Below are 26017 nucleotides of genomic sequence, written 5' to 3'. Positions count from 1 at the left end.
TCGCCCGCTTCGCCTCCCGCCAGGACGACTCCCCGCAGATGAAGATGGTCGCCGCCCTGCGCAACCAGTTCGGCGGCCACGCCGTCGAGTCCAAGGAGTAACGAGCCGTGGGAGACCTTCTGTTGGTCCGCCACGGAGAGACCGAGTGGAGCGCGTCGGGCCGGCACACCAGCTGGACCGACCTGCCCCTCACCCGGCACGGCGAGGAAGAGGCAAAGTCCCTCGCCCCGCTGCTCTCCGGCCGGACCTTCGCCCTCGCCCTCACCAGCCCGCTCGACCGTGCGGTACGCACCGCCGAACTCGCGGGCCTGAGCGGGGCACTGGCCGACCCCGACCTCCGGGAGTGGGAGTACGGCGGCTACGAGGGCGTCACCACCGTGGACATCCACCGGACCCGTCCCGGCTGGTACCTGTGGACGGACGGGGTGGCCCCGGGACCGGCCGGCCACCCCGGCGAGAGCCCGCGAGAGGTGGGCGGCCGCGCGGACCGGGTGCTGTCCCGTGTGGAAGCCGCGCTGCCCGACGGTGACGTGGTCCTCGTGGCCCACGCCCACTTCCTGCGCGTGCTGACCGCCCGCCGCCTGGGCCTGGCCCCGGCGGACGGCCGGCTGTTCCAACTGGCGACCGGCACGGTGAGCCGGCTCTCCACCGAGCACGACCGCCCGGTGATCGCGGAGTGGAACACCCGGCCGTAGCCCCGACACCCGTTCCGGGACGGCACGTTGTCGACGCGCCCGCTCAACACCCCTGGTGGAGCGGGCGCGTCGGCGTGCCAGGCCGCACTCGCCCACCCGGTCGCGCCCGCTGCGCGACGCACGCTCCCCGTAACAGGCCGCTGGCGCCCAGGAGTTGGGCGTACGGCCTAGGCGTTGGACCAGGACCGGGTGCACAGCACCAGCCGGTAGCCGTCCGGGTCCTCGACGGTGACACCCCATTCGTTCCAGTACGGATTGGGTGCGGAGACCCGCCGGCCGCCGTTCGCCTCCAGCCGGGCGACCAGGTCGTCCGGCACGGGGCCGTCGACGTACAGCACGAGCAGGTCCTCCTCCGTGGGGCGGGGCTCGACCGGGTCGACCGGGTCGTGGACGAGCTCCAGATGCCAGTCGGCGTCCGGCAGGCCGAGCATCAGCAGGTCGTGCTCGCCGGGCGCGGTGCCGCCCTCCGCGCGCCACAGCACGCCGAGCCCGAGTCCGTCCGCCCAGAACCGCTCGGCCGCGCCGAGATCCCGGGACGGGCGCGCGATCCGGAGGTGACTACGCCCGTTCGGGACCATCGCGGCCTCTCCTCTCCACCTGCCGGCCCGACGACCGTTCTGCCCCGGTCGGCGGCCCCGGTGGCCGGCCCCGGGCGACAGCCCACGTCGTCAGCCCCGGTCGTCAGGCCTGATCGGCGGCTCGCGGGATACCGTAGGCGCGTTCCACCCGCAGGCGCACCACCAGTCGGCGGTCGCGGACCATCGCGGCCCGGTAGTCGTCCCAGTCCGGGTGCTCGCCCTGGACGTCGCGGTAGAGCCGCACCAGTTCCTCGACCGTGTCGTCGTGCGGGTCCCGCGCGGCCGGGGTCAGGTCGGCGACGCCCTCGGCGACGGTGTACGCGCGCCGGTCGGCGCCGGTGACGTGGTACGAGGCACGCGGGTCCCGGCGCAGGTTGCGGGTCTTGGCGCGGTCGTCGGTGACCGACACGCGGATGGTGCGCTCGTCGGGGTCGTAGGCGTGGCTGACGTTCGACAACTGGGGCCGGCCGTCGCCCTTGAGCGTGACCAGCACCCCGTCGTGGCCCTCGGAGACCAGCCGGAGCAGTGCGTCCTGCGTCGCGTCGTGAGTCATGTCTTCCTCAACGGTGTGAGGCGGGTCACCATTCCCGGGCCGGCACGGACCTCCCGCGTGCGGCGCGGGAGGCGGTGGCCGGGTCGCCGGGGGGCGGCTGTCACAGGGCCGGGGCGGTCCCCGCGCCGCCGGGGCGACCCGCCGCGCCGTCGGTGCCGGACGTCGTGTCGATCACACAACACACCACCAGTGGAGACCAGTCGGGGCTTCCTGCGCGACGATGAGGTCCGAGGCTCGGAACGGGTGTGCCGGACCGCGCCTCGTGAACGCAATCGAAGGAGAGCGATGGCACAGCTGCGACAAGAGGTCGACCCGGGTGAGGCCGGTCTGGACGGGAAGGCGCTGGACCGCCTCGACCAGCACTTCGCCCATTACGTCGACGAGGGGCGGCTGCCCGGCTTCCTGGTGTCCGTGTCGCGCGGCGGCCGGGTCGCCCACCTCACCACCCACGGCCTCCGCGACGTGGCCGCCGGACTGCCGGTCGAGGCGGACACGCTGTACCGGATCTACTCCATGACGAAGCCGGTCACCGCGGTCGCCGCGCTGCTGCTGGTGGAGGAGGGCCGGCTGTCGCTCGACGACCCGGTCGCCGACCATCTCCCGGCCTTCGCGGACACCGAGGTCTACGACAGCGGCTCCGGCGCCGGCACGAAGACGCGGCCCGTCCGACAGCCCTTGCTGATACGGCACTTGATGACCCACACCTCGGGTCTCACGTTCGCCTTCTACCACGCGCATCCGGTCGACGCCCTCTACCGGGAGGCGGGCCTGGAGTCGTCGGTGCCGGCCGGCGCGAACCTGGCCGAGGCGATCGAGGTGTACGCGAGTCTGCCGCTCCAGTTCGAGCCGGGCACCCAGTGGAACTACTCGGTCTCCTCCAACGTGCTGGGCCGGGTCATCGAGGTGGTCTCCGGGCAGCCGCTCGACGCGTTCTACGCCGAGCGGATCTTCGGGCCGCTCGGGATGACGGACGCCGGTTTCCACGTCACGGAGGCACAGACCCCCCGGCTCGCCGAGCTGTACGGCGAGACCGACGGGGGCGGGATCGAGCCGATCGCCGGGCTGCCGCTGCGGCGCCGGCCGCGGTTCCTGTCGGGCAGCGGCGGGATGGCGGCGAGCGCCCACGACCTGCACCGGTTCATGGAGATGCTGCGCCGCCGCGGCGAACTCGACGGCACCCGGCTGCTCGCCCCGGAGACGGTGGACCTGATGACGCGGAACCAGTTGCCCGGCGGAGCGGACCTGCGCTCCTTCGGCAGCCCCTCGCATCAGGAGCCCAGCAACGACGGTCTCGGTTTCGGTCTCAGTGTCTCGGTGGTGATCGACCCCGCCCGCACCCAGGCCCCCTCGGGGCTGGGGACGTTCGGGTGGAGCGGGGCGGCGACCACGACGTTCTGGGTGGACCCCGGCCGGGACGTGACCGTGCAGTTCCTGACCCAGGTCCGGCCGACGTCGTCCCTGAAGGTCATCCCGGAGCTGCGGCAGCTGATGCACGAGGTCGTCGGCGACTGAGCCGCCCCGCGACCGGGACGGTACGGCTCGCGGCGCGGGGGTCAGCGTCGCTCGTCGCCCGACTCCCCTTCCTTGAAGCCGAGTTCGGCGCAGGTGGCGTGGAACCGGTCCAGGCAGCGCGCCCAGGCCGTGCCCACCCCGTACTCCAGCAGCAGCGGCAGCAGGGCGGCGGAGAAGTCGGTGCTGGATTCGCGGGGCAGCAGGGACGGCAGGTTGTCGATGGCGATCAGATCGAGCGGGGGCTCCGCGCGCAGCCGGCGGACGGGCCCCGCCCACTCGGTCGTACGGTCGTAGACCGGCAGGACGTTGAGGGGCGAGCCGACGTCGCAGGTGACGTCGGAGAGGGTGCGCAGCCGGCGGGCCGGGTCGTCGAGGTCCTGCTCGCGCAGGAACGGCGGGACGGGGGTGGTGGCGAGGACGGCGTTGACCATCACGTCGTGGGCGAGCAGGGCGCCGCGGTCGAGGTCGCGGGTATCGACGAGGTCCCAGCGGACCGGTTCCACACCGGCCACGGCGAACGCCCCCTGGGCGCCCCGGCCGCTGCGGCCCCGCGCGCCGACCACGAGCGCCGTGAAGTCCTCGTCGCCCGGCGCCGGGCGCAGTGTCTCGTCCAGCTCCTTCTTGGAGGTGGGCGTCAGCGGCGCGGTGAGCCGGCCGCGCTGCTGGAGGACCGCGAGCGCCGCGCCGAGGTAGCCCGCCCAGTAGCCGAAGGCGGCGAGCCGGCGGCCGTCGTCGTCGACCAGGTACTCCAGGTCGAGCAGTGCCCCGCCCCCGGCGGCGAAGCGGCCGAGCAGGTCCGCGGCGCCGGGCTGCCGCTTGTAGGCGTGCCCGAAGTAGATGTGCCGGTGGCTCAACCGCGCGGGCGCGTCGGGGAGTTCCTTCAGGCCGAGGACGACCGCGTCGGGCGGCGCCGACACCCAGGAACCCGCGGGGGCGACGCGGGCGCCCGCCGCCTCGTACTCCTCGACGGGGAAGATCCGCTGGGGGGACTCCTCGACCGTCAGCGCGGTACCGGCCGCCACCAGCCTGCGGGCGTCGGCGGGGACGACGGGGGTGCGCCGTTCGGTGGAGCGGACTTCGTGGCGCAGCCACAGGTGACGGTCCGTCATTAGCGGTTGACCTCCGGACGAAGGGCGTCGGCCGTGAACCGGCCGGCGCTCAAGGGGCTGACGTCCACGAAGGGTACGTGCCCGACGCCGACGTCGGCCGGACACTCCACGGACGCTCCCCCGTGACCGCCTCGACGGGGGCCCAGGACTCCGCAGTGTCCTGGGCGCCGGGCCCGGCGCCGCCCGCCGCCGGGGGCTCAGGACCAGTGGGCGACCGCGTCCAGGTGCGGCAGCCGGTGGTCGAGCCGCTCGCGCTTGGTACGCAGATAGGTGATGTTGTTCTCGCACGGCGGTATCAACAGGGGTACCTCTTCGAGTACTTGTATGCCGTGCTGGAGCAACGCCTCCCGTTTGCGCGGGTTGTTGGAGAGCAGGCGGACCGAGCGGACGCCCAGGTCGTGCAGGATCTCGGCGGCGACGCCGTAGTCGCGGGCGTCGACGGGCAGGCCGAGGGCGAGGTTCGCCTCGACGGTGTCCAGGCCCTCCGCCTGGAGTGCCATCGCCCTCAACTTGCCGAGCAGGCCGATGCCCCGGCCCTCGTGCCCTCTCAAGTAGACGACGATGCCGCTCCCTTCGGCGACCACCGCGCGCAGCGCGGAGGCCAGTTGGTCGCCGCACTCGCAGTGCTGGGAGCCGAACGCGTCGCCCGTCAGGCACTCCGAGTGCAGCCGGGTGAGCACGCTTTCGGTGCCGATGTCGCCGTAGACCAGGGCCACTTGCTCGTCGCCGCGGTCGTGGTCCAGATAGCCCACCGCCTGGAATGCGCCGTAGACGGTCGGCAGCGGCGCATTCACGACGCGTTCCACGCCCTTGCGCTGGGAGGACTTCTTCGTGCCGAGTACGCCAATGTTTTCTGTCATGATCTGGTTCCTAAGCAGAGACGAAAGGCCGAGAAACAATGAGTGGTTCGGGAGCACGTACGACGGCGAACGGTCTGCTGCCGGCGGACACCACGGAAGACGTACGGATGCGGGGGGCGGACGTCACGTCACAGATCGCCGTCCTTCCCATCGGGAGTTTCGAGCAGCACGGTCCGCACCTTCCGCTGGCGACCGACACCCTGGTCGCCTGTGCCATCGCCGGGGAGATCGCCGCGGCGTACCCCGTGCACCTCCTTCCGCCGGTGACGATCGCCTGCTCGCACGAGCACGCGGCGTGGCCGGGGACCGTCAGCATCTCTTCCGTGACCCTTCATGCGGTGGTGCGGGACATCGCGGCTTCGCTCCGCCGGTCGGGGGTCGAGACCCTCGTGCTGGTCAACGGGCACGGCGGCAACTACGTACTGGGCAACGTGGTTCAGGAGTCCGCCGCGCGCGGTGAGCGGATGGCGCTGTTCCCCGCCCCGGAGGACTGGGAGACGGCGCGGGAGCGGGCCGGGGTGCTGACCTCGCTGCTGACCGACATGCACGCGGGGGAAATCGAGACCTCCATTCTTCTGCACACGCATCCCGAATTGATCCGCCCCGGTCACGAGAGTGCCGATTTCGTCGCCGACGACCGCCGTCATCTGCTGACGCTCGGGATGTCCGCCTATACCGAGTCGGGCGTCATCGGCCGGCCCTCCCTGGGGTCCGCGGAAAAGGGGAAGGAACTCCTGGCGAGTCTGGCGGATTCCTTCGGCGCGTATTTCTCGCTGCTCACTCCGGATTCCCCGGCCGCCGACTGACCGTGTTCGGGGTCCGGTACGGGGGTGCCGGACCCGGCGCGCAGTCCCGCCGCCCAGCGGGCGACCAGGACGAGCGCGCCCGGCAGGCTCGCCACGAAGCTGAGGACGCCGTAGACGACCGCGACGGAGAGGCCGCTGCTGGCGCCGAGGCCGGCGGCTCCGAACGCCCAGGCGGTGACACCCTCGCGGGGTCCCCAGCCGCCGATGTTCAGCGGCAGGCCCATCGCGAGCAGGGCGAGGATCGCGATCGGCAGCAGGGCGCCGACGGAGGCCGCGGACCCGGCGGCGCGGGCGGCGACGACGAACATCGCGAGATGGCCCGCCAGGACGACGGCCGAGGAGAGGCTGACGCCGGGCCAGTTGCTCCGGGAGAAGAGCCCGGCGCGGGCCTCCTTGAGGGTGACGCTCAGGGCCCGGCCCCGGCGGGCGGTGGCCGGCGACCGGTTCATCCGCACGGCGGCGACCACCGCGAGCGCCCCCACGGCGGCGAGCGCGACGAGCGGGGCGACGTTGCGGGCGTCAGCCATGACCGGGGACGGAAGGGTGAGCAGAACCGTCACTCCTACGACGGCCAGCGCGATCTGTCCGGCGACCCGCTCCAGCACGACGGCGCGGACGGCACGGCCCATGTCGCCGGCGCTCTGCCCGTGCCGTACCGCCCGGTGCACGTCCCCGAGGACACCGCCGGGCAGTGCCGCGTTGAGGAAGAGCGCGCGGTAGTAGTCGGCGACGGCGGGGCCGAGCGGGAGCCGGATGCGCAGTCCGCGGGCGACCAGGGCCCAGCGCCAGGCGCTGAACACGGTGGTGGCGACGCCGATGCCGAGCCCGATCAGCAGCGTCGGCGCGTCGATGCGCCGCAGGCCGTCGAGGAAGACGCCGGTGCCCAGCCGCCACAGCAGGACGCCGAGGATGGCGGCTCCGGCGACCGTGCCCACGTGGGTGCGCAGAGCACGGGAGTTGAGGAGGGCGCGGAGCCGGGAGGGGCGTGGGACGGCAGGGCGGTCCGCGGTGACGGTCGCGCCGGTCCGCGCCCGGGACCCGGCGGCGGCGGGCGCGTTCGTGGCCGTGGGGCGGGGCAACTCCCCTGCGCGCTCGGCCGGTTGGTGGTGGCGTGCCGCTTGCCGCACCGGTGCGGCGGGCGCGGCCGGCCGGACCGCCGCAGGCGCCGGGGCCACCGGGGGCGCCGTCAGGTCGATCCGTACCGCGCGCTTCTTCGGACCGGGGCCTGGGGCGAGGGTCCGTACCGTCTCGACACTCATGCGGTGCCGCCCGTCGGCCGGGCCAGCGCCAGCAGGTCGCCGTGGTGGATCACGGCACTCAACTCCCGTGCCGCACAAGCCTCCAGACGCTCCGTCAGGTAGCGCTCGGCACGCTCCTTCAGTGCCGGGCGCTCCTCCACGGCCGCGCCGACCCAGCCGCGCAGCCACTGGGCGGTCAGCTCCGACTCCTCGGGGCCGAGCCGCCAGGCGCTCGGCCGCACCTGGACCGTCGCCCCGTACGCGGCGAATGCCTCGCCCGCCACGGTCACCGCGTCCGGGCCGAGGAGGCCGCCGCGCCGCTGATGGGCGTTGAACGCGTCGGTGATCTCCGCGTCCAGGGGGTGGGCCGGGGTGAGTTCGACCCGGCCGGCCACGGAGAGGGTCAGCAGGGCCGGGCAGCCCGCGCCGGCGCAGGCCGCGGCGAGCGCTTCGACCTCCGCGCGGGTGAGGACGTCCAGCAGGGCGGAGGCGGTCACCAGCGAGGCGCCGGCCAGGGCGTCCGGGGTGAGCCGGGCCACGTCGCCGCGCCGGGTCTCGACCGTGACCCGGCTGCCGTCGGCGGCGGCGCGGGGCGAGGCCACCGCGGCGAAGTGCAGGAGGTAGGGGTCGCGGTCGTGCAGGATCCAGTGCTGGGCGCCGTCGAGCCGGGGCGCGAGCCAGCGGCCCATCGAGCCGGTGCCGCAGCCGAGGTCGTGGATGACGACCCCGGAGCGGCCGGGCAGGTTGGCGAGCCGGATGCGCAGCGGGTCGAGCAGTTCGGCCGACCGCGCGACGGCGTCGGCTCCCTCGCGCAGCTGGAGCCACTCGGGCGCGTAGCGCGGCGGGTCGTCGGGGCCCGCGTCCCGCAGCCGTACGGTGGCCCGCTCGCCGTCGCCCGACGCCGGTCCGGCGCCGGGGATGACGGAGCCGACAGTGTCGGCGCCGGGGGTTATGGAGCCGGAGAGGGCGGAGCCGGGTCCCTGTTCGGCAGGGGTCCGGTGCTGGGTGTCGCTCCCGTTGCGCTCCGGCTCGCCGAAGGCCAGTGTGCCCAACGGAACTCCCCTCGGTCCTGGCCGTGCCGGGACGCGGCTCTGGCCCGCGCCGCGGGCCGGCCTCTCGCTCGCCGTCCTGCTCATGCCGCCCTCCGGGGTTCGCTGGGGAGCCGGGTCAGGACGCCGGCGAGGCTGCGGGCCGTGGTGGCCCAGCCGTCGAGGGCGGCGCGCCGGCCGCGGGCCGCCGACTTGAGCCGGCGCCGTACGTCCGCCTCGCCGAACCAGCCGCGCAGCTCGGCGGCGAGCGCGGCGGGGTCCTCCGGCGGGACGAGGATGCCGGGCACCCCGCCGTCGGGGGCGCGGCCGACCGCCTCGGGCAGGCCGCCGACATCGGTGGCCAGCACCGGGATGCCGCGCGCCAGCGCCTCGGTGACCGCCATCCCGTACGTCTCGGCGTACGACATCAGCACCATCAGGTCGGCGGACGCGTACCGGGCGTCGAGCGCGGCGCCCGTCTGGGGTCCCGCCAGGTGGAAACGGTCCTGCAGACCGTGATGCGCGATCAGCCCGCGCAGATGGGCGACGTACTCGGGGTCGTGTCCGAGTCCGCCGACGCAGACGCACTTCCACGGCAGGTCGGCTGCCGCGGCCAGCGCCTCGACCAGCCGGTGCTGTCCCTTGCGGGGGGTCACCGCGGCGACGCACAGCAGTTGGGAGACACCGTCGGTGCCGGAGGCGAGGGGAGCGATGTCGGCGCCGGGGACGGCGATGTGGACCCGCTCGGGCGCCAGGCCGTGGTGGGAGACGAGCCGCCGTACCGCCCAGTCGCTGGTGGCGATCACCGCGGGCACCGCCCGCAGCACCGCGCGCTCCTTGACGTCCAGCTCCGCGGCGACGGCGGGCGCGAGGCCCGTCTCGTCGCCGAGCGGCAGATGGACGAGGACGGCCAGTCGCAGCCGTTCGGTCTGTGGAACGATGATCTCGGGGACCGCGCAGGCGACGATGCCATCGAGGAGGACGGCCGCGCCGTCGGGCAACTCGCCCAGGGTGCGGGCGAGTTCGGCGCGGGCGGCGACGGAGGGGCGCGGCCACTCGCCGGCCACGGCGAGCTGGTGGACCTGCCAGCCGAAGCCGGGCAGGTCGAGGCTGACACGCCGGTCGTAGGCGTTGCCGCCGCTCGGCGCGGCGGGGTCGTCGACACCGCCGGGCACCACGAAGTGCACGGTACGCAGGGACATGGGAATGATTCCGGCGTTCTGGGAGGCCGTGCGCTGGGCGGGCAGGTAGCGCAGGGACGTCCGGTCGATGGTGGTGTCGGTCATAGCGCACGCTCGTAGCTCGCCCAGGCGACGTGCGACTCGTGCAGGGTGACGGAGAGGCTCGTCAGGCCACGGGCGCCTTCGCCGAAGGCACCGGCGCCGATCCGGTCCGCGAGCCGGTCGGCGATGACCTTGGCCAGGAACTCGGTGGAGGTGTTGACCCCGGCGAAGTCGGGCTCGTCGTCGAGGTTCCTGAAGTTCAGCTCACTGGCGACGGCGCCCAGTTCCTGTGTGGCCAGGCCGATGTCGACGACGATGTTGTCGTCGTCCAGGCTCTCCCTCCGGAACGTGGCGTCCACCAGGAACGTCGCTCCGTGCAGGCGCTGCGCCGGTCCGAAGACCTCGCCCCGGAAGCTGTGGGCGATCATGATGTGATCGCGGACGGTGACACTGAACAACGGAACCCTCCAGGTGCGGCGCCTCTGGTCCACCGGCTGGCTCCCTGCCGGCGATGTCCTGTAGTACGGCTCTCCGCCTTCCCCTGTTCAGCCGACTCTCACTCTTTTCTCAGGTCAAGACCCTCCTGCCGGACCGAAGCGGCCCCGAAGAGACCCGGGAGCCGTACCGGGGCCGCGCCGAAGGGAACGATTCCTAGCCGAGGTCGTCGTAGCGGACCCGGTGGCAGAGCGCCGGAATCTCCCCGGAGGCGAGTTTCGGCAGGACCTCCGGCAGCTCCTCGAAAGCGCACTCCCCGGTGACCAGGGCGTCGAGGGCGGGCTCGGCGAGCAGGTCGAGGGCGAGCGCGAGCCGGTCGGCGTAGCTCCGGCTGGAGCGACGGGCCGGGGAGACCGAACCGACCTGGCTGCTACGGATCACCAGGCGCCGCGAGTGGAACGCCTCGCCGAGCGGCAGGCTCACCCGGCGGTCGCCGTACCAGCTCAGTTCGAGGACGGTGCCCTCGGCGGTGAGCAGTTCCAGGGAGCGGGCGAGACCCTGCTCGGTGGCGCTGGCGTGCACGACGAGGTCGCAGTCGCCGAGCGCCTCCTCGGGTGAGGCGAAACCGACGCCGAGCGCGTCGGCGGTCTTGGCGCGCGCGGGGTCGGCGTCGACCAACTGGACGCGGACGCCGGGGAACCGGGCCAGCAGGGCGGCGACCGAGCAGCCGACCATGCCGCCGCCGACGACCGCGATCCGGTCGCCGAGCAGGGGCGCCGCGTCCCACAGCGCGTTGACGGCGGTCTCCACGGTCCCGGCGAGCACGGCCCGCCCGGCGGGCACGGTCTCCGGCACCGGCGTCACGGCGCTCGCCGGCACGACGTAGCGCGTCTGGTGCGGGTACAGGCAGAACACCGTGCGGCCGGCCAGGTCGTCCGGGCCCTCCTCGACCACGCCGACGTTGAGGTAGCCGTACTTCACCGGTCCCGGGAAGTCGCCCTCCTGGAAGGGCGCCCGCATGACGGCGTGCTGGCTGCGCGGGACGCCGCCCCGGAACACCAGGGTCTCCGTGCCCCGGCTCACCCCTGACCACAGCGAACGGACCACGACCTCGCCGTCGGCGGGCTCCGGCAGGGCCACGTCGCGGATCTCGCCGTGCCCCGGCGAGCCGAGCCAGAACGCACGTCCTGAGCGCTTCATGGGCGTCCTCCTGAACGATCGGGAAGCTGTTCACGTACCGAGTGACACAGGCCGCGCACAGTACGCGGCGGTGATCGACTCTGTCATACGGCCGGAGGGTGTGCGGTGGCCCTGAACAACACATACGAAGCAAGGCTGGTCCAGCAGGAGACCGCTGTGGGAGCGGGCGTACAGATCCTGTTGCTGGCTCTGCTCGGTACGGCGATCGGCATGGGGCCGGCGGGGTGGGTGACCGGTGTGGTCTTCGCGGTCGCGATGTGGGCGGTGCTCTCACGGGCGCTGCGCCGGACCAGGCCGCGCTCCTTCGGACCGGCCAACCGGGTCACCCTCGGCCGCGCCATCCTGGTCGGCGGGGTGACCGCCCTGGTCGCGGACTCGTTCGAGAGTTCGCCGCCGGTCACCCTGCTGGTCGGGCTGACCGCGGTCGCCCTCATCCTGGACGGCGTCGACGGCAAGGTCGCCCGGCGCACGGGTACGTCGACCGCGCTCGGGGCACGTTTCGACATGGAGGTCGACGCGTTCCTGATCCTGGTGCTCAGCGTGTACGTGTCGATGGCGTTGGGCCCGTGGGTGCTGCTCATCGGCGCGATGCGGTACGCGTTCGTCGCCGCCGCGCGGGTGCTGCCCTGGCTGAACGCCCCGCTGCCGCCGAGCACCGCCCGCAAGACGGTCGCCGCGCTCCAGGGTGTCTGCCTGCTGCTCGCCGGCGCGGACCTGCTGCCGCGGGCGGCCAACACGGGCGTCGCCCTGCTGGCCCTGGCTCTGCTGGTGTGGTCCTTCGGCCGCGACATCCTGTGGCTGCGGGGTACCTCCCGGGTCGTCGCGCAGACGACGCCGGTGCGGGAGGAGACGCGCGAACTGGTCGCGCGCTGACCGCAGTTGGGCGCGGGGCCTGCACACGGCGGAACGGCTTCACGGCGGCTCAGCGGGACGGCTGCACGGCTGCACGGCGGGACGGCTGCACGGCTGCACGGCGGCGTCGAAAGGGCCCGGATCTTTGGGATCCGGGCCCTTCGCCATGGGCGGGTGCTACGACCGCGGCGACCGCGTCCGTACGATCGCGAACGCCGCCGCGGCGAGGCCGAGGATGCCGACGACGAGGCCGGCGATGCCGATCCCCCGGGCTGTCGAGTCGCTGGACGCGCTCTTGACGGTGGCGGCAGCGGTGGCTGTGGCGGCCGGGGAGGCGGCGGGGGCGGTGTCGCTCCCCTTCGCGGTCAGTTTGAGGACGGGTGCCGGGTTCTCCGGTTCCGCGTCGCCCGCGGCGGCCTCCTCGATCCAGCGGACGACGTTGCCGTCGGAGTAGGTCTGCAAGGTCTTGAACGCCAACTGGTCCACGTTGTCGGGAAGTTGACCGAAGGCGACATCGAAGTCCTGGTACTGGCCGGTGCTGATCTTGCCGCCGGTCCAGGTGACCTCGGAGACGGCTTCGGTGATCGTGCCGTCGTCGGTCTTGACCGGCGTCTTGAGCTTGGTGGTGGTGACCTTGGCGGTCCAGCCGTTCTGCGGGGTGACGAGCACGCCGAGGACGGGGTGGTCGGTGGGCAGGTACACCTGGACCTTGGTGGTGCCGGCCTTGGCCTCCTCGTTGGGCACGCGGAAGGTCAGCACGCCGTCCGTGGCGCCCTTGGCGTAGCTGTCGGGGTGCACGGTGACGTGCGCGGAGGCGGCGCCCGCGGCGGCGAGGACACCGGCGGTGGTGAGCGCGGCGACGGTGCAGACGCGGCGCAGAACGGTGCTGTCGGAGGACATGGGTGGGTGGATCTCCGTACGGGAAAGGGGTGTTGGGGGTCAGATCGGGTACGGGGTCCGGTCGGGGGGTCCTCTGCGGCTGACCGCGTGCCGCAGCCGGAGCCGGCGCGCGTGGGCCGCGTCGGCGGCGGTGCGGCGGGGGCCTGCCGGCCGTGCGGGGCACGGTACGTCTGCCTGGCGCCACCAGGCCGCGAGGCCCGGCACGAAGGCGACCGCCCACCGCAGCAGCGACCAGAGGGCGGCCTCGCCGCGGCGCAGGCACCAGGACGCGACGAGCGCCGCGAGGACGTGGGCGGCGACCGCGTGCGAGGTCATGGCGTGGGCGGCGGGCAGGGAGGCGGTCGCCGCCGGGCCGTGCACGGGTGGCATGCCAGGCATGGCCATGGACATGGACATGGGGGCGCGGGGCTGGGCGGCGTCGAAGGCGAGGTGCAGCCCGGCCTGGGTGGCGAGCATCGCCGCGCCGATGCCGGGCAGCGAGCGCTCCCGGCCGCCGAGCAGCGAGCCGGCCACGAAGACGGCGAGGAAACCGGCACCGTCCACCCAGGGCGGGGGGTCGGCGCCGGTGGCGAGCGCGTGCCCGGCCACGGCCAGGAGCACGCACACCGCGGCGAACACCGCGGCGCGCAGGCTCCGTACCGCCGGGGAAGCGCTCATGGTGACGGATCCTCCCACGGCCCGCCGCCGCCGGAACCGCCGATGGCGGTTTCAGGGGGCAGCTCATATCCGGTTCATGGGTTTGGTACGGCGGTGGCTCGCGGGGCGTTCAGTTCGGGTGGGAAGACCTGTGCGCGGGGTGCCGTGAGACGCGCGCATGATCGTGTCACGCTTTCGCGAGCGGACAGTGGCCGGGAGCCGGTGCCACGAAGCCGGACCACGCCTCGGCCCCGATGCCCAGCACACGGGTCAGGCCGGCAGGCTCGGCTCAAGGTGACCTTGCACGACCGGCCGTCCGCCGATCGGCCGTCGCAGGACCGACTCTTCGATCGCGAAGCTGAGCATCGGCGCGGCGACGCCCGCGACGCCGTCGCCCTGGTCGCCGAACCGTGCGTCAACGCCGTCCGGCATGGCCACGTCCCCGGCCGGGACGCCGGCCGCCACCTCACGGCCCTGGCCACGACCGTACGGCGGCACCCGAGGCGAGCGACTCCCCGACCCCGCGCCCGACGAGACGGCTGCGGCACCCGGGCGAACGGCCGCGGCCTGCTTCTCGTCGCCGCCCTCGCGGAGCGCCGGGCGGCCCAGGGCAGACCGTGTGGGCGCGACTGACGATCTCCGGCACCAACCCTCCGCGACCGTGCGGCAGTTGGCGACGAACCCCCGCGCCGGGTAGGGGCAGGGGCCTGGCGGTGGCAGCCGGTGAGCTCGGGATCGCGCGCCCGCGCTCACCGGCGGTAGCCGTCAGGCCGCGCGGCGGGCCTGCCGCCCGTGGTCGCGGATGACGTCCGCGTACCGGTGGCCGGTGCCCTTGATGGTGCGGGTCTGGGTCGCGTAGTCGACGTGGACCAGGCCGAACCGCTTGTCGTAGCCGTACGCCCACTCGAAGTTGTCCAGCAGCGACCAGGCGAAGTAGCCGGCCAGCGGGGCGCCCTTGCGGGCCGCCGAGGCGCAGGCGGCGAGATGGCGGACCAGGTAGTCCTGGCGTTCCGGGTCGTCGACGGTGCCGTCGGGGCGTACGACGTCGGGGAAGGCGGAGCCGTTCTCGGTGACGTAGATCCGGCGGGGGCCGTACTCCTCGGTGAGGCGGAGCAGGAGCGTCTCGATGCCGGTCGCGTCGACCTCCCAGTCCATACCGGTGCGCGGGACGCCGAGACGGCGGACCGAACGGACGTGCGGGGCCGGTCCGCTCGGGTCGTCGGCGACGGTCGCCGGGAAGTAGTAGTTCAGGCCGAGCCAGTCCAGCGGGGCGGCGATCGTCTCCAAGTCGCCCGGCTTCTCCGGGAGTTCGACGCCGTAGACCTCGCGCATGTCGGCCGGGAAGCCGCGGCCGTGCACCGGGTCGAGCCACCAGCGGTTGACATGGCCGTCCAGACGGCGGGCGGCGGCCTCGTCCTGCGGGCGGTCGGTGGCGGGGTGCACGGTGGAGAGGTTGTTGACGATGCCGACCTCGGCGTCGGGGACGGCGGCGCGGATCGCCTGCGTGGCCAGGCCGTGGCCGAGGAGCAGGTGGTAGGAGGCGCGGACCGCCGCCGACAGATCGGTGAACCCGGGGGCCATCGTGCCTTCGAGGTGACCGATCCAGGCCGAGCAGGAGGGCTCGTTGAGGGTCGCCCAGTGGGTGACGCGGTCGCCGAGCCGTTCGGCTACGACGGAGGCGTAGGCGGCGAAGTGCTCGGCGGTCTCCCGCTCGGGCCAGCCGCCCCGGTCCTGGAGGACCTGGGGCAGGTCCCAGTGGTAGAGGGTGACGGACGGGGTGATGCCCGCCGCGAGCAGTCCGTCGACCAACTCGTCGTAGAAGGCGAGGCCCTTGGGGTTGGCCGGGCCGTCGCCGCCCGGCACCACCCGGGGCCAGGCGATCGACAACCGGTAGGCGTTGGCGCCGAGTTGCCGCATGACACCGATGTCATCGCGCCAGCGGTGGTAGTGGTCGCAGGCGACGTCACCGTGGTCGTTGTTGTCGATCTTCCCCGGGGTGTGCGAGAAGGTGTCCCAGATCGACGGCGAACGCCCGTCCTCGTCGACGGCTCCCTCGATCTGGTACGCCGATGTGGCCGTGCCCCACAGGAAGTCGGGCGGGAGGGCGGCGAAGTCGATGGTCACTGAGGTCCCTTCGGGGTCAACGGAGTCGTACGGACCGGTCACTTGACGGCGCCCGCCGTCAGCCCGGTGACGAGATAGCGCTGGAGCAGCAGGAAGCCGGCGACCACGGGCACGCTGACGACGAGCGAGGCGGCCATGATCTGGTTCCAGTACACGTCGTTGAGGGTGGAGTAGCCCTGGAGTCCGACGGCGAGCGTGCGGGTGGCGTCGTTGGTCATCACGGAGGCGAAGAGGACCTCGCCCCACGCGGTCATGAAGGCGTAGACGGCGACCGCGACGATGCCGGGGATCGCGGCCGGCACGACGACGCGCAGCAGCGCGCCGAGCGGCCCGCAGCCGTCCACCAGGGCCGCCTCGTCCAGGTCGCGCGGCACCGAGTCGAAGTAGCCGATCAGCATCCAGATCGAGAACGGCAGCGAGAAGGTGAGGTAGGTCAGGATCAGCCCGCCGCGCGAGCCGAAGAGGGCGATGCCGGTGGCGTTGCCGATGTTGACGTAGAGGAGGAAGAGCGGGAGGAGGAAGAGGATGCCGGGGAACATCTGGGTGGACAGCACGGTGACCGTGAAGACGCGTCTGCCGCGGAACTCGTAGCGGCTGACGGCGTACGCGGCGAAGACGGCGATCACCACCGAGCAGACGGTCGCGGCGACGGACACGATCAGCGAGTTCACGAAGTACTTCGCGAGGGGGACCGTCGACCAGATGTCGATGTAGGGGCGGATCGTCAGTCCGCTCGGCAGCCAGCGGAACCGGCCGGTCACGTCGGAGAGCGGTTTGAGGGAGCTGGAGAGCATCACGTACACCGGTACCAGCACGAAACCGGTGAGCAGGGTGAGGAAGACCCGCCGCGACCAGCGGAACGAACTGGGGGGCGCCATCGGTGACTTGGGCGACCTGGGCGGCCTGGGGAGCGCGGGGCTAGACATCGGCGGACCTCCGTCCACGTGAGGTGACCACCAGGTAGACGGCCGTGACGACCAGCAGGAAGAGCAGCAGCAGGACCGACATCGCCGATCCGGTGCCGAAGTTCCAGGTGACGAACGACGCCTGGTAGATGTGCACCGAGATGAGGTCGGCGGCCTCGGGCGCGGCCCTGCCGAAGAGGACGTACGGCGTGTTGAAGTCGTTGAACGTCCACAGGAACAGCACCAGGACCAGCACCTGGTTGACGGGCCGCAGCGACGGCAGGGTGATGCGGCGGAGCTGCTGCCAGACGCCGGCGCCGTCCAGCGCCGCCGCCTCGTACAGCTCCCGGGGGATGTTCTGCAGCCCGGCCATGACGATGAGGAAGGCGAACGGCCAGCCCTTCCACACCGACACGACGAGCAGCGCGTAGAAGCTGTTGTCGCCGATCAGCCAGAACGACGGCTTGTCGGTGAGGTGGAGCTGGTCGTGCAGGACGTGGTTCACCAGGCCGTTGTCGTGCTGGAACATGAAGACCCAGGTGATGACGGCCGCGTAGACCGGCAGCGCGTACGGGATCAGGAAGAGCGCCCGGAGCAGACCGCGGCCGCGGAAGGTGTCCTGCATGCAGACGGCGGCCACCGTGCCGATCAGCCAGCACAGGGCGACCGACAGCAGGGTGAAGGTGACGGTGACGAAGAAGGAGTGGAGCAGCGCGTCACCCACGGGGGCGTCGAAGTCCACCGACATCTTGTAGTTGCCCAGCCCGGACCAGGGCGCGGTGCCCCAGTCACGGATGTAGAACTGGGTGAGCTCCTTGAAGCTCATCACGATGCCGATCACCATCGGCACCAGGTGCACCAGGAGTTCGAGGACCAGCGCGGGCAGCAGCAGCAGATACGGCAGTCCGGCCCGGCGCAGCCGCTCGCCGCGCCGGCGGCGCGGGTCGGGGGCCGCCGCGGTGGAGGTCTCCCTCCGCGCGGCGGCGTCGGTGGTGACCGTGCTCGTCACGGTGGTGCTCACTTCGCCGGCATCTGCTGCTGGGCCTTGTCGAGCTTCGCCTTGACCGAGGCGGTGGTCACCGCGCGGCCGGCCGCGGCGTCGGCGAACAGGTCCTTGACCGCCGTGCCGACCACGGTCTCGAACTGGGACTCGTCGGCGACCTGCGGCAGCGCGGCGGCGCTCTTGGCGAGGGTGTCCTTGAGGACGGCGTTGGCCGGGGAGTTGAACGCCGCGTCGGACTGAGCGGCCTTCACCGGCGGGATGGAGCTGTACGCGGTGTTGAGGATCTTCTGCTCGGCGTCGCTGGTCAGGAACTTCACGAACTTCGCCGCACCGTCGAGGTTGTGGGTGTTCTTGAAGACGGCGAGGTTGATGCCGGCCACCATGGAGTCGGTCTGCGCGCCCGTGCCCGGGGTGCCGGACTGCACGGGGACCGGGGCGATGCCGTACGAACTCTCGCTCATGCCCTGGGACTTGAGGTTGGCGGACGCCGACTGCCAGAGCAGCATCGCGGTCTTGCCCTTGGCGAAGTCGCTCACGGACTGGTTCTGCGCGTACTCGGCGTTGCCGACCGGGATGGCCTTGTCCTTCGCCATCAGGTCGACGTACTGCTTGACCGCGGCCACGACAGCGTCGTTGGTGAAGTCGGGCTTGCCGTCGGCGGTGAAGAAGTCGGCGCCGTGCTGCTTGGCGAAGACGAAGGCGTGGTGGATGTTCTCCGACACGTTCGCGCCCTCGGCGCCCAGGACCTGCTTGCCCTTCGCCTGGATCTTCTTGCCGTCCGCGACCAACTCGGCCCAGGTGGCCGGGGGTTGGGAGATGCCGGCGTCGGCGAAGATCTGCTTGTTGTAGTAGAGCGCGTAGGCCATCGAGTACAGCGGGACGGCCGCCGGGTCCTTGTCCTGCGCGCCGGTGGAGCCGAGCGCGGAGTCCACGAAGCGGTCCCTGCCGCCGATCTTCGCGAAGTTCGCCGCGTTCCAGGGCAGCAGCGCGCCGGTGGCCTGGAGGGAGGCGCTCCAGGTGTTGCCGATGTTGAGGACGTCGGGGCCCTGGCCGGAGGTGGTCGCCGTGAGGATGCGGTTGAGCAGGTCCGACCAGGGCACGACCTCCAGGTTCACCTTGACGCCGGTCTGCTTACGGAACTTGTCGAGCTCCGGCTGGAGGACCTTCTTGTCGATCGCGATGCTGGCGCCCTGGTTGGAGGCCCAGTAGGTGAGCGTCTTGGGCGAGTCGTCGGACCCCCCGCCGGTCGACGATCCGCCTCCGCAGGCCGTGGCCGCGAGGGCGAGTGACATGGTGACGGCGCCGACGGCCGCGGCTCGGATGCTGCGCATGCTCCGGGTGTCCCTTCAGGGAATGCACTCACGACTTAATTTAGGACGTGAGTTAAACCTCGGAAGTCAGGTGCGTCAAGGGTTTGGACGGCACTCGTCGAACTCCGTCGCACCTCTTGACGTCCGCGTTCACAGCACTGAAGCATTCCCCGGCGAGAGAGCGCTCCCCACCCCACCGACGTTCACTTCCTGAACAAGGAGAGCCGCCCCATGTCCCCTGTGCGACGCAGAACCGTCCTCGGAGCGGCCGCCGCCGTCTCCGCCGCCCTCACCGGTGCGCCGACCCCGGCCTCGGCCGCCCCGGCCGCCCCCGCCGCGCCGGCCTCCCGCGCCCGTTCGTCCAAGAAGCCGCTCGCGCTGCCCGGCGGCGGCGACCTCGGCCCGAACGTGATCGTCTTCGACCCCTCCACCGCCGGCATCCAGGCCCGACTGGACCAGGTCTTCGCGGCGCAGGAGTCGGCGCAGTTCGGCACCGGCCGCTACGCCCTGTTCTTCAAGCCCGGCACCTACAGCGGCCTCAACGCCCAACTCGGCTTCTACACCTCGATCGCGGGCCTCGGCCTCTCCCCCGACGACACCACGATCAACGGCGATGTGACGGTCGACGCCGGCTGGTTCAACGGCAACGCCACCCAGAACTTCTGGCGTTCGGCGGAGAACCTCGCGCTGGTCCCGGCCAACGGCACCAACCGGTGGGCCGTCGCCCAGGCCGCGCCCTTCCGCCGGATGCACGTACGCGGCGGCCTCAACCTCTCGCCCAACGGCTACGGTTGGGCCAGCGGCGGCTACATCGCCGACAGCCGGATCGACGGCCAGGTCGGACCGTACTCGCAGCAGCAGTGGTACACCCGCGACAGCGCGGTCGGCGGCTGGCTCAACGGCGTGTGGAACATGGTCTTCTCGGGCGTCCAGGGCGCCCCGGCGCAGAGCTTCCCCAACCCGCCGTACACCACGCTGGCCACCACCCCCGTCTCCCGCGAGAAGCCGTTCCTCTACCTGAGCGGCAGCGAATACCGCGTCTTCCTCCCCGAGAAGCGCACCAACGCCAGCGGCGTGAGCTGGGGCAACGGCACCCCGCGCGGCACCTCGCTCTCGCTGTCGCAGTTCTACGTCGCGAAGCCCGGCGTCTCCGCGGCCACGCTCAACCAGGCCCTCACCCAGGGTCTGCACCTGCTGCTGACACCGGGCATCTACCACCTGGACCGGCCGATCCAGGTGAACAACGCCAACACCGTTGTCCTGGGCCTGGGTTACGCGACCCTCGTGCCCGACAACGGCGTCACCGCCGTCAAGATCGCCGACGTCGACGGCGTCCGGCTGGCCGGCTTCCTGATCGACGCGGGCACCGTCAACTCCCCCACCCTGCTGGAGGTCGGCCCGCAGGGCACGACGACGGACCACTCCGCCAACCCCACCACCGTGCAGGACGTGTTCGTCCGCATCGGCGGCGCGGGCGCCGGCAAGGCCACCACCAGCATGGTGATCAACAACCGGCACACCATCGTCGACCACACCTGGGTCTGGCGCGCCGACCACGGCACCGGCGTCGGCTGGGACACCAACCGGGCCGACTACGGCGTCGTCGTCAACGGCGACGACGTGCTCTTCACCGGCCTCTTCGTCGAGCACTTCAACAAGTACGACGTCCAGTGGTTCGGCCAGCGCGGCCGGACCATCTTCTTCCAGAACGAGAAGGCCTACGACGCCCCCAACCAGGCCGCGATCCAGAACGGTTCGGTCAAGGGCTACGCCGCCTACAGGGTCGGCGACAACGTCACCGTCCACGAGGGGTGGGGGCTCGGCAGCTACTGCTACTACAACGTCGACCCGACGATCGTGCAGCACAGCGGCTTCGCCGCCCCCAACCGCTCCGGCGTGAAGTTCCACGACCTGCTCGTGGTCTCGCTCGGCGGCCAGGGCCAGTACGAGCGGGTCATCAACGACACCGGCACACCCACCTCGGGTACGTCGACCACCCCGTCCACGGTGGTGTCCTACCCCTGAGCACGGGGGCGGGGCCGGGCCGGGGCTCCCCCCTCGGCCCGGCCCCGTCGCGGCGGTGTGTCAGGAGCAGTCGGGCACACCGTCGAGCCAGGCCGGCCCCTGGATGTAGATGTTGGTCATCCATGCCCTGTAGTCGGGCAGATAGGACCAGGCGTCGTTGGTGTAGCCGTCGGCGGTGACGACCTCGGCGTGCTTCTGGCACTGGACGCGGATGGTGGTCGGGCCGGGGAAGGCGTAGACCCGGCCGGCGCCGACGGAGGGCGCCGTCTTCGTCCAGACACCGGTGCCCCAGGTCCGGAAGACGTGCCCGGTGACGGCACCGGTGTTGACGCGCACCGCCCCGAAGTAGTCGCCGCCCAGCCGGACATCACTGACCATCAGCCTGGTGCCGGACTGCCTGGCCTCGGCCATCTTGCCCGCGCCGAGGTAGAGGGCGATGTGGTGCAGGTCCGCGGAGGTGCCGTAGGCGAGGAGGTCGCCGGGGAGCAGCGGGGCGCTGCCCTGGGCGGCGGTGAAGCGGTCGGCGGCGCGGTGGGTGTAGAACTGCCGGCTCGCGTCGCCGTCGAGGATGTCGGAGCCGGCGGCCTGCGCGTAGGCGTAGCGGACGAGGCCGGAGCAGTCGAAGCCGAGGCGCTCGGGGTCGTGTTCGCTGGCGGGGTCGGTGGGGTCGACCTGGCCGTAGGTGGCGCCGGGCCGGGCTCCGTGGCCGCCGCCCCAGGTGTACCAGGTGCCCGCGTCGACCTGGGCGCAGGCCGCGGCGATCGCGCGTTCGGCGGCGGCCGAGCCGCCGGGTGCGAGGACTCCGCAGCCGCTTGCCGCCGGGGCGGCGGCGTGGGCGGCGGGTGTCCAGAGCAGGACGGCCAGCAGGCCGATCAGTGTGCCGATGAGTGTGCCGATGAGTCCGGTCCGGCGGAGCATGCGGGACCCCCGTTCGTCTGTGGTGTGCGTGGTCGGGCACCAGCCTGCCGACCCGGGCCCGCCGGGTCGAGGAGCGCGGGTCACCCCACCGCGACGGGCAACGGGAAACACCCGGGAAACCCTTCCTGTGCTGGGAGTTCACCGTGCGCCCCGGGTCCGGGGGTCAGGGTCGTGGGCAGCCGGGCGGGGCGGAGACGGTGAGTCCCGGCAGGAGGGTGCGGCGTTCGCCGGGTGGCGTCTCCGCGCGCAGCCGGCAGATCCGGGTGAGCCGGGCGGCGGGGTCCAGGTCCCACAGCCGTACGGTGCCGTCGTTGCTGCTGCTGGCCAGGGTCCGCCCGCGGGGGGCGAACTCGACGCCCCACACGGCGTTGGTGTGTCCGGTGAGGGTGGCCCACTCCCGCCGTCCGCGCACGTCCCAGAGGCGGACCGTGCGGTCGCTGCCGCTGCTGGCCAGCAGCCGGCCGTCGGGGGAGAACGCCAGGCCCCGCACCGATCCGGTGTGCCCGGTCAGGGACGCCTCCGCGCGCCGTCCGCGTACGTCCCACAGGCGTACGGTGCCGTCGTTGCCGCCGCTGGCCAGGGTCCGCCCGTCGGGGCTGAAGGCGACCCCGCGGACGGCGCCGGTGTGTCCGCGCAGGACCGCGAGCCCGCGCCGGGCCGCCACGTCCCACAGCCGTACGGTCAGGTCGTCGCCGGCGCTGGCGAGGGTGCGGCCGTCGGGACTGAACGCGACGTCGTCGGCGTAGTCCGTGTGCCCGGTGAGGACGGCGAGCTGGCGGTGGGCGGCGACGTCCCACAGGCGGACCGTGCGGTCGGCGCCCGCCGAGGCGAGGGTGCGCCCGTCCGGGGCGAACGCCACCGCGAACACGTCGCCGGTGTGTCCGCGCAGGACGGCGAGCGGGCGGCGGCCCGGCACGTCCCAGAGGCGTACGGTGCCGTCCGAGCCGGCCGAGGCGAGGGTCCGGCCGTCGGGCCCGAACGCCACCGAGAAGACGCTCTCGCGATGACCGGTGAACGTGGTGAGGAGCCGGCGCCGGGCCACGTCCCACACCCGCACGGTGTGGTCGGCGTCCGCGCCGGCCAGCAGCCTCCCGTCCGGGCTGTACGCGGCGTGCGAGACCTCGGTGAAGGGATGGGCCGTCAGCGCCCGGCCCCGCAGGTCCCAGAGCACCACCGACTCGTCGAACCCGGCGGTGGCCAGGGTGGTGCCGGCGGAGTTCACCGCGACCGACATGACGTAGTCGGTGTGTCCGGCGAGGGTCTCGACGGGCCGTCCGGTGCGGACGTCCCACAGGCGGGTCGTGCCGTCGCCGCCCGCGCTGACGACGGTCGCGCCGTCCGGGGTGTAGGCGACCGCGTTGACGTCGTCGCTGTGTCCGGTGAGGGTCGCGGTGCGGCGGTGGGAGGCTACGTCCCACAGGCGTACGGTCCGGTCGGCGCCCCCGGAGGCCACACTGCGCCCGTCGGGGGCGAACGCCACGCCGAGCACCTCGTCGGAGTGCCCGGCCAGGACGGCGAGTTCGCGGCCCCGGCCGGTGTCCCACAGCCGTACGGTCCGGTCGGCGCCGGCCGAGGCGAGGGTGCGGCCGTCGGGCGCGTAGGCGAGGGCGTCGACGCGCCCGGTGTGCCCGGTCAGCCGAGCCCCGGCCCGGTGGCCGGCCCCGGTCTCCCACAGCTGTACGGTGCCGTCGGTGCCGGCGACGGCGAGCGTACGGCCGCGCGGGTCGAACGCGATGGCGCGGGAGCCCGCGGTCTCCGCGGGCAGCAGCGCGCGCAGCCGGTGGTCGGCGGTGCCCCACAGGTGGACGGGGCCGTCGGTCGAGGTCGCGGCGAGGGTGCGTCCGTCGGGGCTGAAGGCGACCGCGCGCACGCGGCCGGGGAGGGTGAGCGTCGCCGTCGTACGGTGGTCGGCGGTCCGCCACAGCCGTACGGTGCCGTCCGAGCTGCCGGTCGCGAGGAGGGCGCCGCCGGGTGCGTAGGCCACGGCGTTGACCGGTCCCCGGTGGCCGGTGAGGCGGGCGAGGAACGGCTGGGCCTGGGTGCTGAGCAGGGCGCCGCGCGCCTCGGCCGTCGGGTCGGTGCGGTAGGCCTCCTCGGCGAGGAGCATCGACGCCTCGGGGCGGCCGCCGGCCAGCGAGGTGGAGCGTACGGCGAGGGCCTGGGAGCGGGCGACGCGTTCCTGGCGGAGGGCGCTCGCGCGCTGCTGGTAGGCGACCCCGCCGGCGGTGAGGGCGAGACCGAGGAGGACCGCCAGCGCAGCCAACAAGCGCTGCCTGATCCGGACTTGACGTTTCGTCAGGTCCTGGCGGGCGTTCTCCTCGGCCTGCGCGGCGCGCAGGAACGCCTCCTCGCCGGGGCTGAGCCGGCTCAGGCCGTCCCCCTCCTCGGCCCAGGCGCGGACCGTGTCCAGGCGGGTGCCCCGGTAGAGGGCGGACGGGTCGCGCTGCTCGCTCTCCCATTCGGCGGCGGCGTGGGCGAGTTGCTGGTGGACGAGGAGCCCGGCGCGGTCGGCGTGGATCCAGTCGCGCAGCCTCGGCCAGGCGCGCAGCAGCGCCTCGTGGGTGATCTCGACGGTGTCGCTGTCCACGGTGATCAGCCTCGCCCGGACGAACGCGTCGAGCGCCGCCGCCGCGTCGGCCACCTGCGCCATGAGGGCGCCGCGGCTCATCCGGCGCCGGGTCGCCGCCGTCCCGTCGTCGCGGACGTGGACCAGCCGGGAGAGGACCCGCCGGATCGTCTTCTGCTCGGCCGGGTAGAGCCGCGCGAACACGGTCTCGGCGGTGCGGGCCACGGCGCCCTGGATGCCGCCGGTGCGTTCGTAGCCGGCGACGGTCAGCACCGTTCCCTCGCGCTGCTGCCAGGTCGCCAGCAGGGCGTGCGACACGAGGGGGAGCGCGCCGGACGGGGTCTCGTCCGCGCCGCGGCCGGCCGGGGCCGCGGTGTGCCACTGCGCCGGGTCCGGTTCGTCGCGCAGTCCGGCGTCCCGCAGGAGGAGGGGGAGCAGACCGGGTTCGAGGGTCATTCCGGCGAGCCGGGCCGGCCGGAGCACCGCCTCGCGCAGCTCGGCGACGGACAGCGGCGGCAGGACGAAGAGTCCGTCCCCGAACACCGGTGCCAGCTCCGGCAGTTCGAGACAGCGCCCGGAGAAGTCGGCGCGCACGCCCAGCACGACGACGGCGGGGGGAAGCGGGTGCGGCGGCGGGTCGTGGGCGTGGGCCGCGGCCGGGGCCGTACCGGGCGTGACCGGCCCGGAGGTGGAGAGGTGCCGCAACACCCGTACGAAGGACCGGCGTTCGCTCTCGTCGGTGCAGAGGGTGAAGAGTTCCTCGAACTGGTCGACGAGGAGGACCGGGCGGACGGGCGGCGGACGGCGGCCCTCGGGCCCCGGCGGGCTCTCGCCGCAGCGGACGCCGACCGCCGCCAGGTAGGCCTCGGGACGCGCCGCCAACTCCGGTGCGGTGAGGTCGAGATCGCCGTCGAGGACCTTCGCGGTACGGGCCAGCAGCTCGTCCAGGGGATGGGCGGTGGGCGTCAGGGCCACCACCGGCCAGCGGTCGGCGCCCGGCATCGGGAAGCCGCCGGGGCGCCGGAGGGCGGGCAGGAGACCGGCGTTGAGCAGGGACGACTTGCCGGCGCCCGAGGGGGCGACCAGTAACAGCGGTCCGTCGCCCACCCGTTGGAAGACCCGCTCGACCAGCGCGGCCGTGGCCCGCTCCCGCCCGAAGAACCAGCCCGCCTCCTGCCGGGTGAACGCCGCCAGCCCCCGGTACGGGCAGGCGGGCTCCGCGCCGTCCACGCCGCCGCCCCGCTCGACGGGCCCCGACTCCCGTACCAGGCGCAGGAGTTCACCGCCGGCGCCCAGGATGTGGTCGCACTGGCGGGCGACGTCGAGGGTGGCGCGCTTCGCCCCGGTCTCGATCTTGCTGAGGTAGCCCTTGCTGTAGTGGGTCCGCCGGGCGAGATCGGCGAGCGACAGTCCGCGCTCCTGGCGGAGCCGTCTCAACTGGGCGGGAAAGGAGACCGTGGTCGGTGCGGGGCCGGCGGGCCGTTCGTCGTCCCGGTCGCCGGCCGTGCGGTCGTGCTGCTGCTCCCCCACGGCGTCCCCTC

22 protein-coding genes and 3 pseudogenes are annotated in these 26017 nt (G+C 73.1%); 6 read left to right on the top strand and 19 right to left on the bottom strand.

Annotation, left to right across the window (positions count from 1 at the left end; genetic code table 11):
* A pseudogene (locus tag ABZT12_RS33790) lies at positions 1-101 on the top strand (6-phosphogluconate dehydrogenase); the annotation flags it as partial.
* A gap of 6 nt (positions 102-107) precedes the next feature.
* The gene (locus ABZT12_RS33785) at positions 108-695 is read left to right on the top strand and encodes a histidine phosphatase family protein (RefSeq protein ID WP_356391792.1); all 588 of its coding nucleotides are present in this window, start codon (positions 108-110) and stop codon (positions 693-695) included.
* Between the two features lie 167 nt (positions 696-862).
* On the opposite strand, the gene ABZT12_RS33780 is transcribed toward ABZT12_RS33785, so the two are convergent.
* Together ABZT12_RS33780 and ABZT12_RS33775 are read right to left on the bottom strand one after the other, a co-directional pair.
* Positions 863-1273 carry a VOC family protein gene (locus ABZT12_RS33780; protein WP_356391790.1) on the bottom strand — a complete coding sequence of 137 codons (411 nt, stop codon included), beginning with the start codon at positions 1271-1273 and terminating at the stop codon, positions 863-865.
* A 103-nt stretch (positions 1274-1376) separates the two neighbouring features.
* Positions 1377-1826: a TIGR03618 family F420-dependent PPOX class oxidoreductase gene (locus ABZT12_RS33775; RefSeq protein WP_356391787.1), complete on the bottom strand. Its 450-nt coding sequence runs from the start codon at positions 1824-1826 to the stop codon at positions 1377-1379.
* Between the two features lie 285 nt (positions 1827-2111).
* Here ABZT12_RS33775 and ABZT12_RS33770 point away from each other — a divergent pair, with 285 nt between their 5' ends.
* Positions 2112-3338 carry a serine hydrolase domain-containing protein gene (locus ABZT12_RS33770; protein WP_356391784.1) on the top strand — a complete coding sequence of 409 codons (1227 nt, stop codon included), beginning with the start codon at positions 2112-2114 and terminating at the stop codon, positions 3336-3338.
* A 41-nt stretch (positions 3339-3379) separates the two neighbouring features.
* Here the strand turns inward: ABZT12_RS33770 and ABZT12_RS33765 are convergent, their stop codons facing one another.
* The 3 genes and pseudogenes from ABZT12_RS33765 to ribA form a co-directional block, all read right to left on the bottom strand.
* Positions 3380-4447, bottom strand: coding sequence for a saccharopine dehydrogenase (locus ABZT12_RS33765; RefSeq protein ID WP_356391781.1), 1068 nt, complete (start codon positions 4445-4447; stop codon positions 3380-3382).
* Positions 4447-4542: pseudogene (locus ABZT12_RS33760) on the bottom strand (FAD-binding oxidoreductase); the annotation flags it as partial. The pseudogene ABZT12_RS33760 and the gene ABZT12_RS33765, both read right to left, overlap by 1 nt.
* A 102-nt stretch (positions 4543-4644) precedes the next feature.
* Positions 4645-5307 carry a GTP cyclohydrolase II gene (gene ribA, locus ABZT12_RS33755; protein ID WP_356391778.1) on the bottom strand — a complete coding sequence of 221 codons (663 nt, stop codon included), beginning with the start codon at positions 5305-5307 and terminating at the stop codon, positions 4645-4647.
* A 38-nt stretch (positions 5308-5345) separates the two neighbouring features.
* On the opposite strand from ribA, the gene ABZT12_RS33750 reads away from it, so the two are divergent.
* The gene (locus ABZT12_RS33750; protein ID WP_356391775.1) at positions 5346-6113 is read left to right on the top strand and encodes a creatininase family protein; all 768 of its coding nucleotides are present in this window, start codon (positions 5346-5348) and stop codon (positions 6111-6113) included.
* A gap of 89 nt (positions 6114-6202) precedes the next feature.
* On the opposite strand, the pseudogene ABZT12_RS33745 reads toward ABZT12_RS33750, so the two are convergent.
* From ABZT12_RS33745 to ABZT12_RS33725, 5 genes and pseudogenes are all read right to left on the bottom strand, one after another.
* Positions 6203-7372: pseudogene (locus tag ABZT12_RS33745) on the bottom strand (lysylphosphatidylglycerol synthase transmembrane domain-containing protein); the annotation flags it as partial.
* The gene (locus ABZT12_RS33740; protein WP_356391771.1) at positions 7369-8487 is read right to left on the bottom strand and encodes a methyltransferase domain-containing protein; all 1119 of its coding nucleotides are present in this window, start codon (positions 8485-8487) and stop codon (positions 7369-7371) included. The gene ABZT12_RS33740 and the pseudogene ABZT12_RS33745, both read right to left, overlap by 4 nt.
* The gene (locus ABZT12_RS33735; RefSeq protein WP_356391769.1) at positions 8484-9665 is read right to left on the bottom strand and encodes a glycosyltransferase family 4 protein; all 1182 of its coding nucleotides are present in this window, start codon (positions 9663-9665) and stop codon (positions 8484-8486) included. The genes ABZT12_RS33740 and ABZT12_RS33735 overlap by 4 nt, the downstream gene beginning before the upstream one ends.
* The gene (locus tag ABZT12_RS33730) at positions 9662-10060 is read right to left on the bottom strand and encodes a 6-carboxytetrahydropterin synthase (RefSeq protein ID WP_356391766.1); all 399 of its coding nucleotides are present in this window, start codon (positions 10058-10060) and stop codon (positions 9662-9664) included. Before ABZT12_RS33730 ends, ABZT12_RS33735 begins: the two co-directional genes overlap by 4 nt.
* A gap of 193 nt (positions 10061-10253) precedes the next feature.
* The gene (locus ABZT12_RS33725) at positions 10254-11237 is read right to left on the bottom strand and encodes a zinc-binding alcohol dehydrogenase (RefSeq protein WP_356391764.1); all 984 of its coding nucleotides are present in this window, start codon (positions 11235-11237) and stop codon (positions 10254-10256) included.
* Between the two features lie 105 nt (positions 11238-11342).
* Here ABZT12_RS33725 and ABZT12_RS33720 point away from each other — a divergent pair, with 105 nt between their 5' ends.
* The gene (locus ABZT12_RS33720) at positions 11343-12110 is read left to right on the top strand and encodes a CDP-alcohol phosphatidyltransferase family protein (RefSeq protein ID WP_356391762.1); all 768 of its coding nucleotides are present in this window, start codon (positions 11343-11345) and stop codon (positions 12108-12110) included.
* Between the two features lie 156 nt (positions 12111-12266).
* Here the strand turns inward: ABZT12_RS33720 and ABZT12_RS33715 are convergent, their stop codons facing one another.
* The 7 genes from ABZT12_RS33715 to ABZT12_RS33685 all read right to left on the bottom strand — a co-directional run bounded on the left by ABZT12_RS33715 (position 12267) and on the right by ABZT12_RS33685 (position 18988).
* Complete coding sequence (locus ABZT12_RS33715) at positions 12267-12989, bottom strand: YcnI family protein (protein ID WP_356391760.1); 723 nt, start codon at positions 12987-12989, stop codon at positions 12267-12269.
* A 39-nt stretch (positions 12990-13028) separates the two neighbouring features.
* Positions 13029-13646, bottom strand: coding sequence for a hypothetical protein (locus tag ABZT12_RS33710; protein ID WP_356391757.1), 618 nt, complete (start codon positions 13644-13646; stop codon positions 13029-13031).
* 249 nt (positions 13647-13895) lie between these two features.
* Entirely contained in the window at positions 13896-14057 is a 162-nt protein-coding gene (locus ABZT12_RS33705) for a hypothetical protein (protein ID WP_356391754.1), read from the bottom strand.
* Positions 14058-14390: 333 nt separating this feature from the next.
* A complete protein-coding gene (locus ABZT12_RS33700) occupies positions 14391-15749 on the bottom strand; it encodes a GH1 family beta-glucosidase (protein ID WP_356391751.1) in 1359 nt (452 codons plus the stop codon).
* 38 nt (positions 15750-15787) lie between these two features.
* Positions 15788-16675 (bottom strand): carbohydrate ABC transporter permease, encoded by an 888-nt coding sequence (locus ABZT12_RS33695; protein ID WP_356391748.1) that lies wholly within the window; start codon positions 16673-16675, stop codon positions 15788-15790.
* The gene (locus ABZT12_RS33690; protein ID WP_356391797.1) at positions 16668-17663 is read right to left on the bottom strand and encodes a sugar ABC transporter permease; all 996 of its coding nucleotides are present in this window, start codon (positions 17661-17663) and stop codon (positions 16668-16670) included. The genes ABZT12_RS33695 and ABZT12_RS33690 overlap by 8 nt, the downstream gene beginning before the upstream one ends.
* An 8-nt stretch (positions 17664-17671) precedes the next feature.
* A complete protein-coding gene (locus ABZT12_RS33685) occupies positions 17672-18988 on the bottom strand; it encodes a sugar ABC transporter substrate-binding protein (protein WP_356391745.1) in 1317 nt (438 codons plus the stop codon).
* Positions 18989-19198: 210 nt separating this feature from the next.
* On the opposite strand from ABZT12_RS33685, the gene ABZT12_RS33680 reads away from it, so the two are divergent.
* Positions 19199-20992: a coagulation factor 5/8 type domain-containing protein gene (locus ABZT12_RS33680; protein WP_356391742.1), complete on the top strand. Its 1794-nt coding sequence runs from the start codon at positions 19199-19201 to the stop codon at positions 20990-20992.
* Positions 20993-21052: 60 nt separating this feature from the next.
* On the opposite strand, the gene ABZT12_RS33675 is transcribed toward ABZT12_RS33680, so the two are convergent.
* Both ABZT12_RS33675 and ABZT12_RS33670 read right to left on the bottom strand, forming a co-directional pair.
* Positions 21053-21910 (bottom strand): NlpC/P60 family protein, encoded by an 858-nt coding sequence (locus ABZT12_RS33675; RefSeq protein WP_356391739.1) that lies wholly within the window; start codon positions 21908-21910, stop codon positions 21053-21055.
* Positions 21911-22073: 163 nt separating this feature from the next.
* Positions 22074-26006, bottom strand: a complete 3933-nt coding sequence (locus ABZT12_RS33670) for a helix-turn-helix domain-containing protein (protein WP_356391736.1) — start codon at positions 26004-26006, stop codon at positions 22074-22076.
* Between the last annotated feature and the right edge of the window lie 11 nt (positions 26007-26017).

It is taken from the genome of Streptomyces sp. NPDC005423, from assembly GCF_040606415.1.
Classification (GTDB): Bacteria; Actinomycetota; Actinomycetes; order Streptomycetales; family Streptomycetaceae; genus Streptomyces.
Note: the sequence above shows the minus strand (reverse complement) of the source record. Positions and strands in the feature narration are given on the sequence as shown.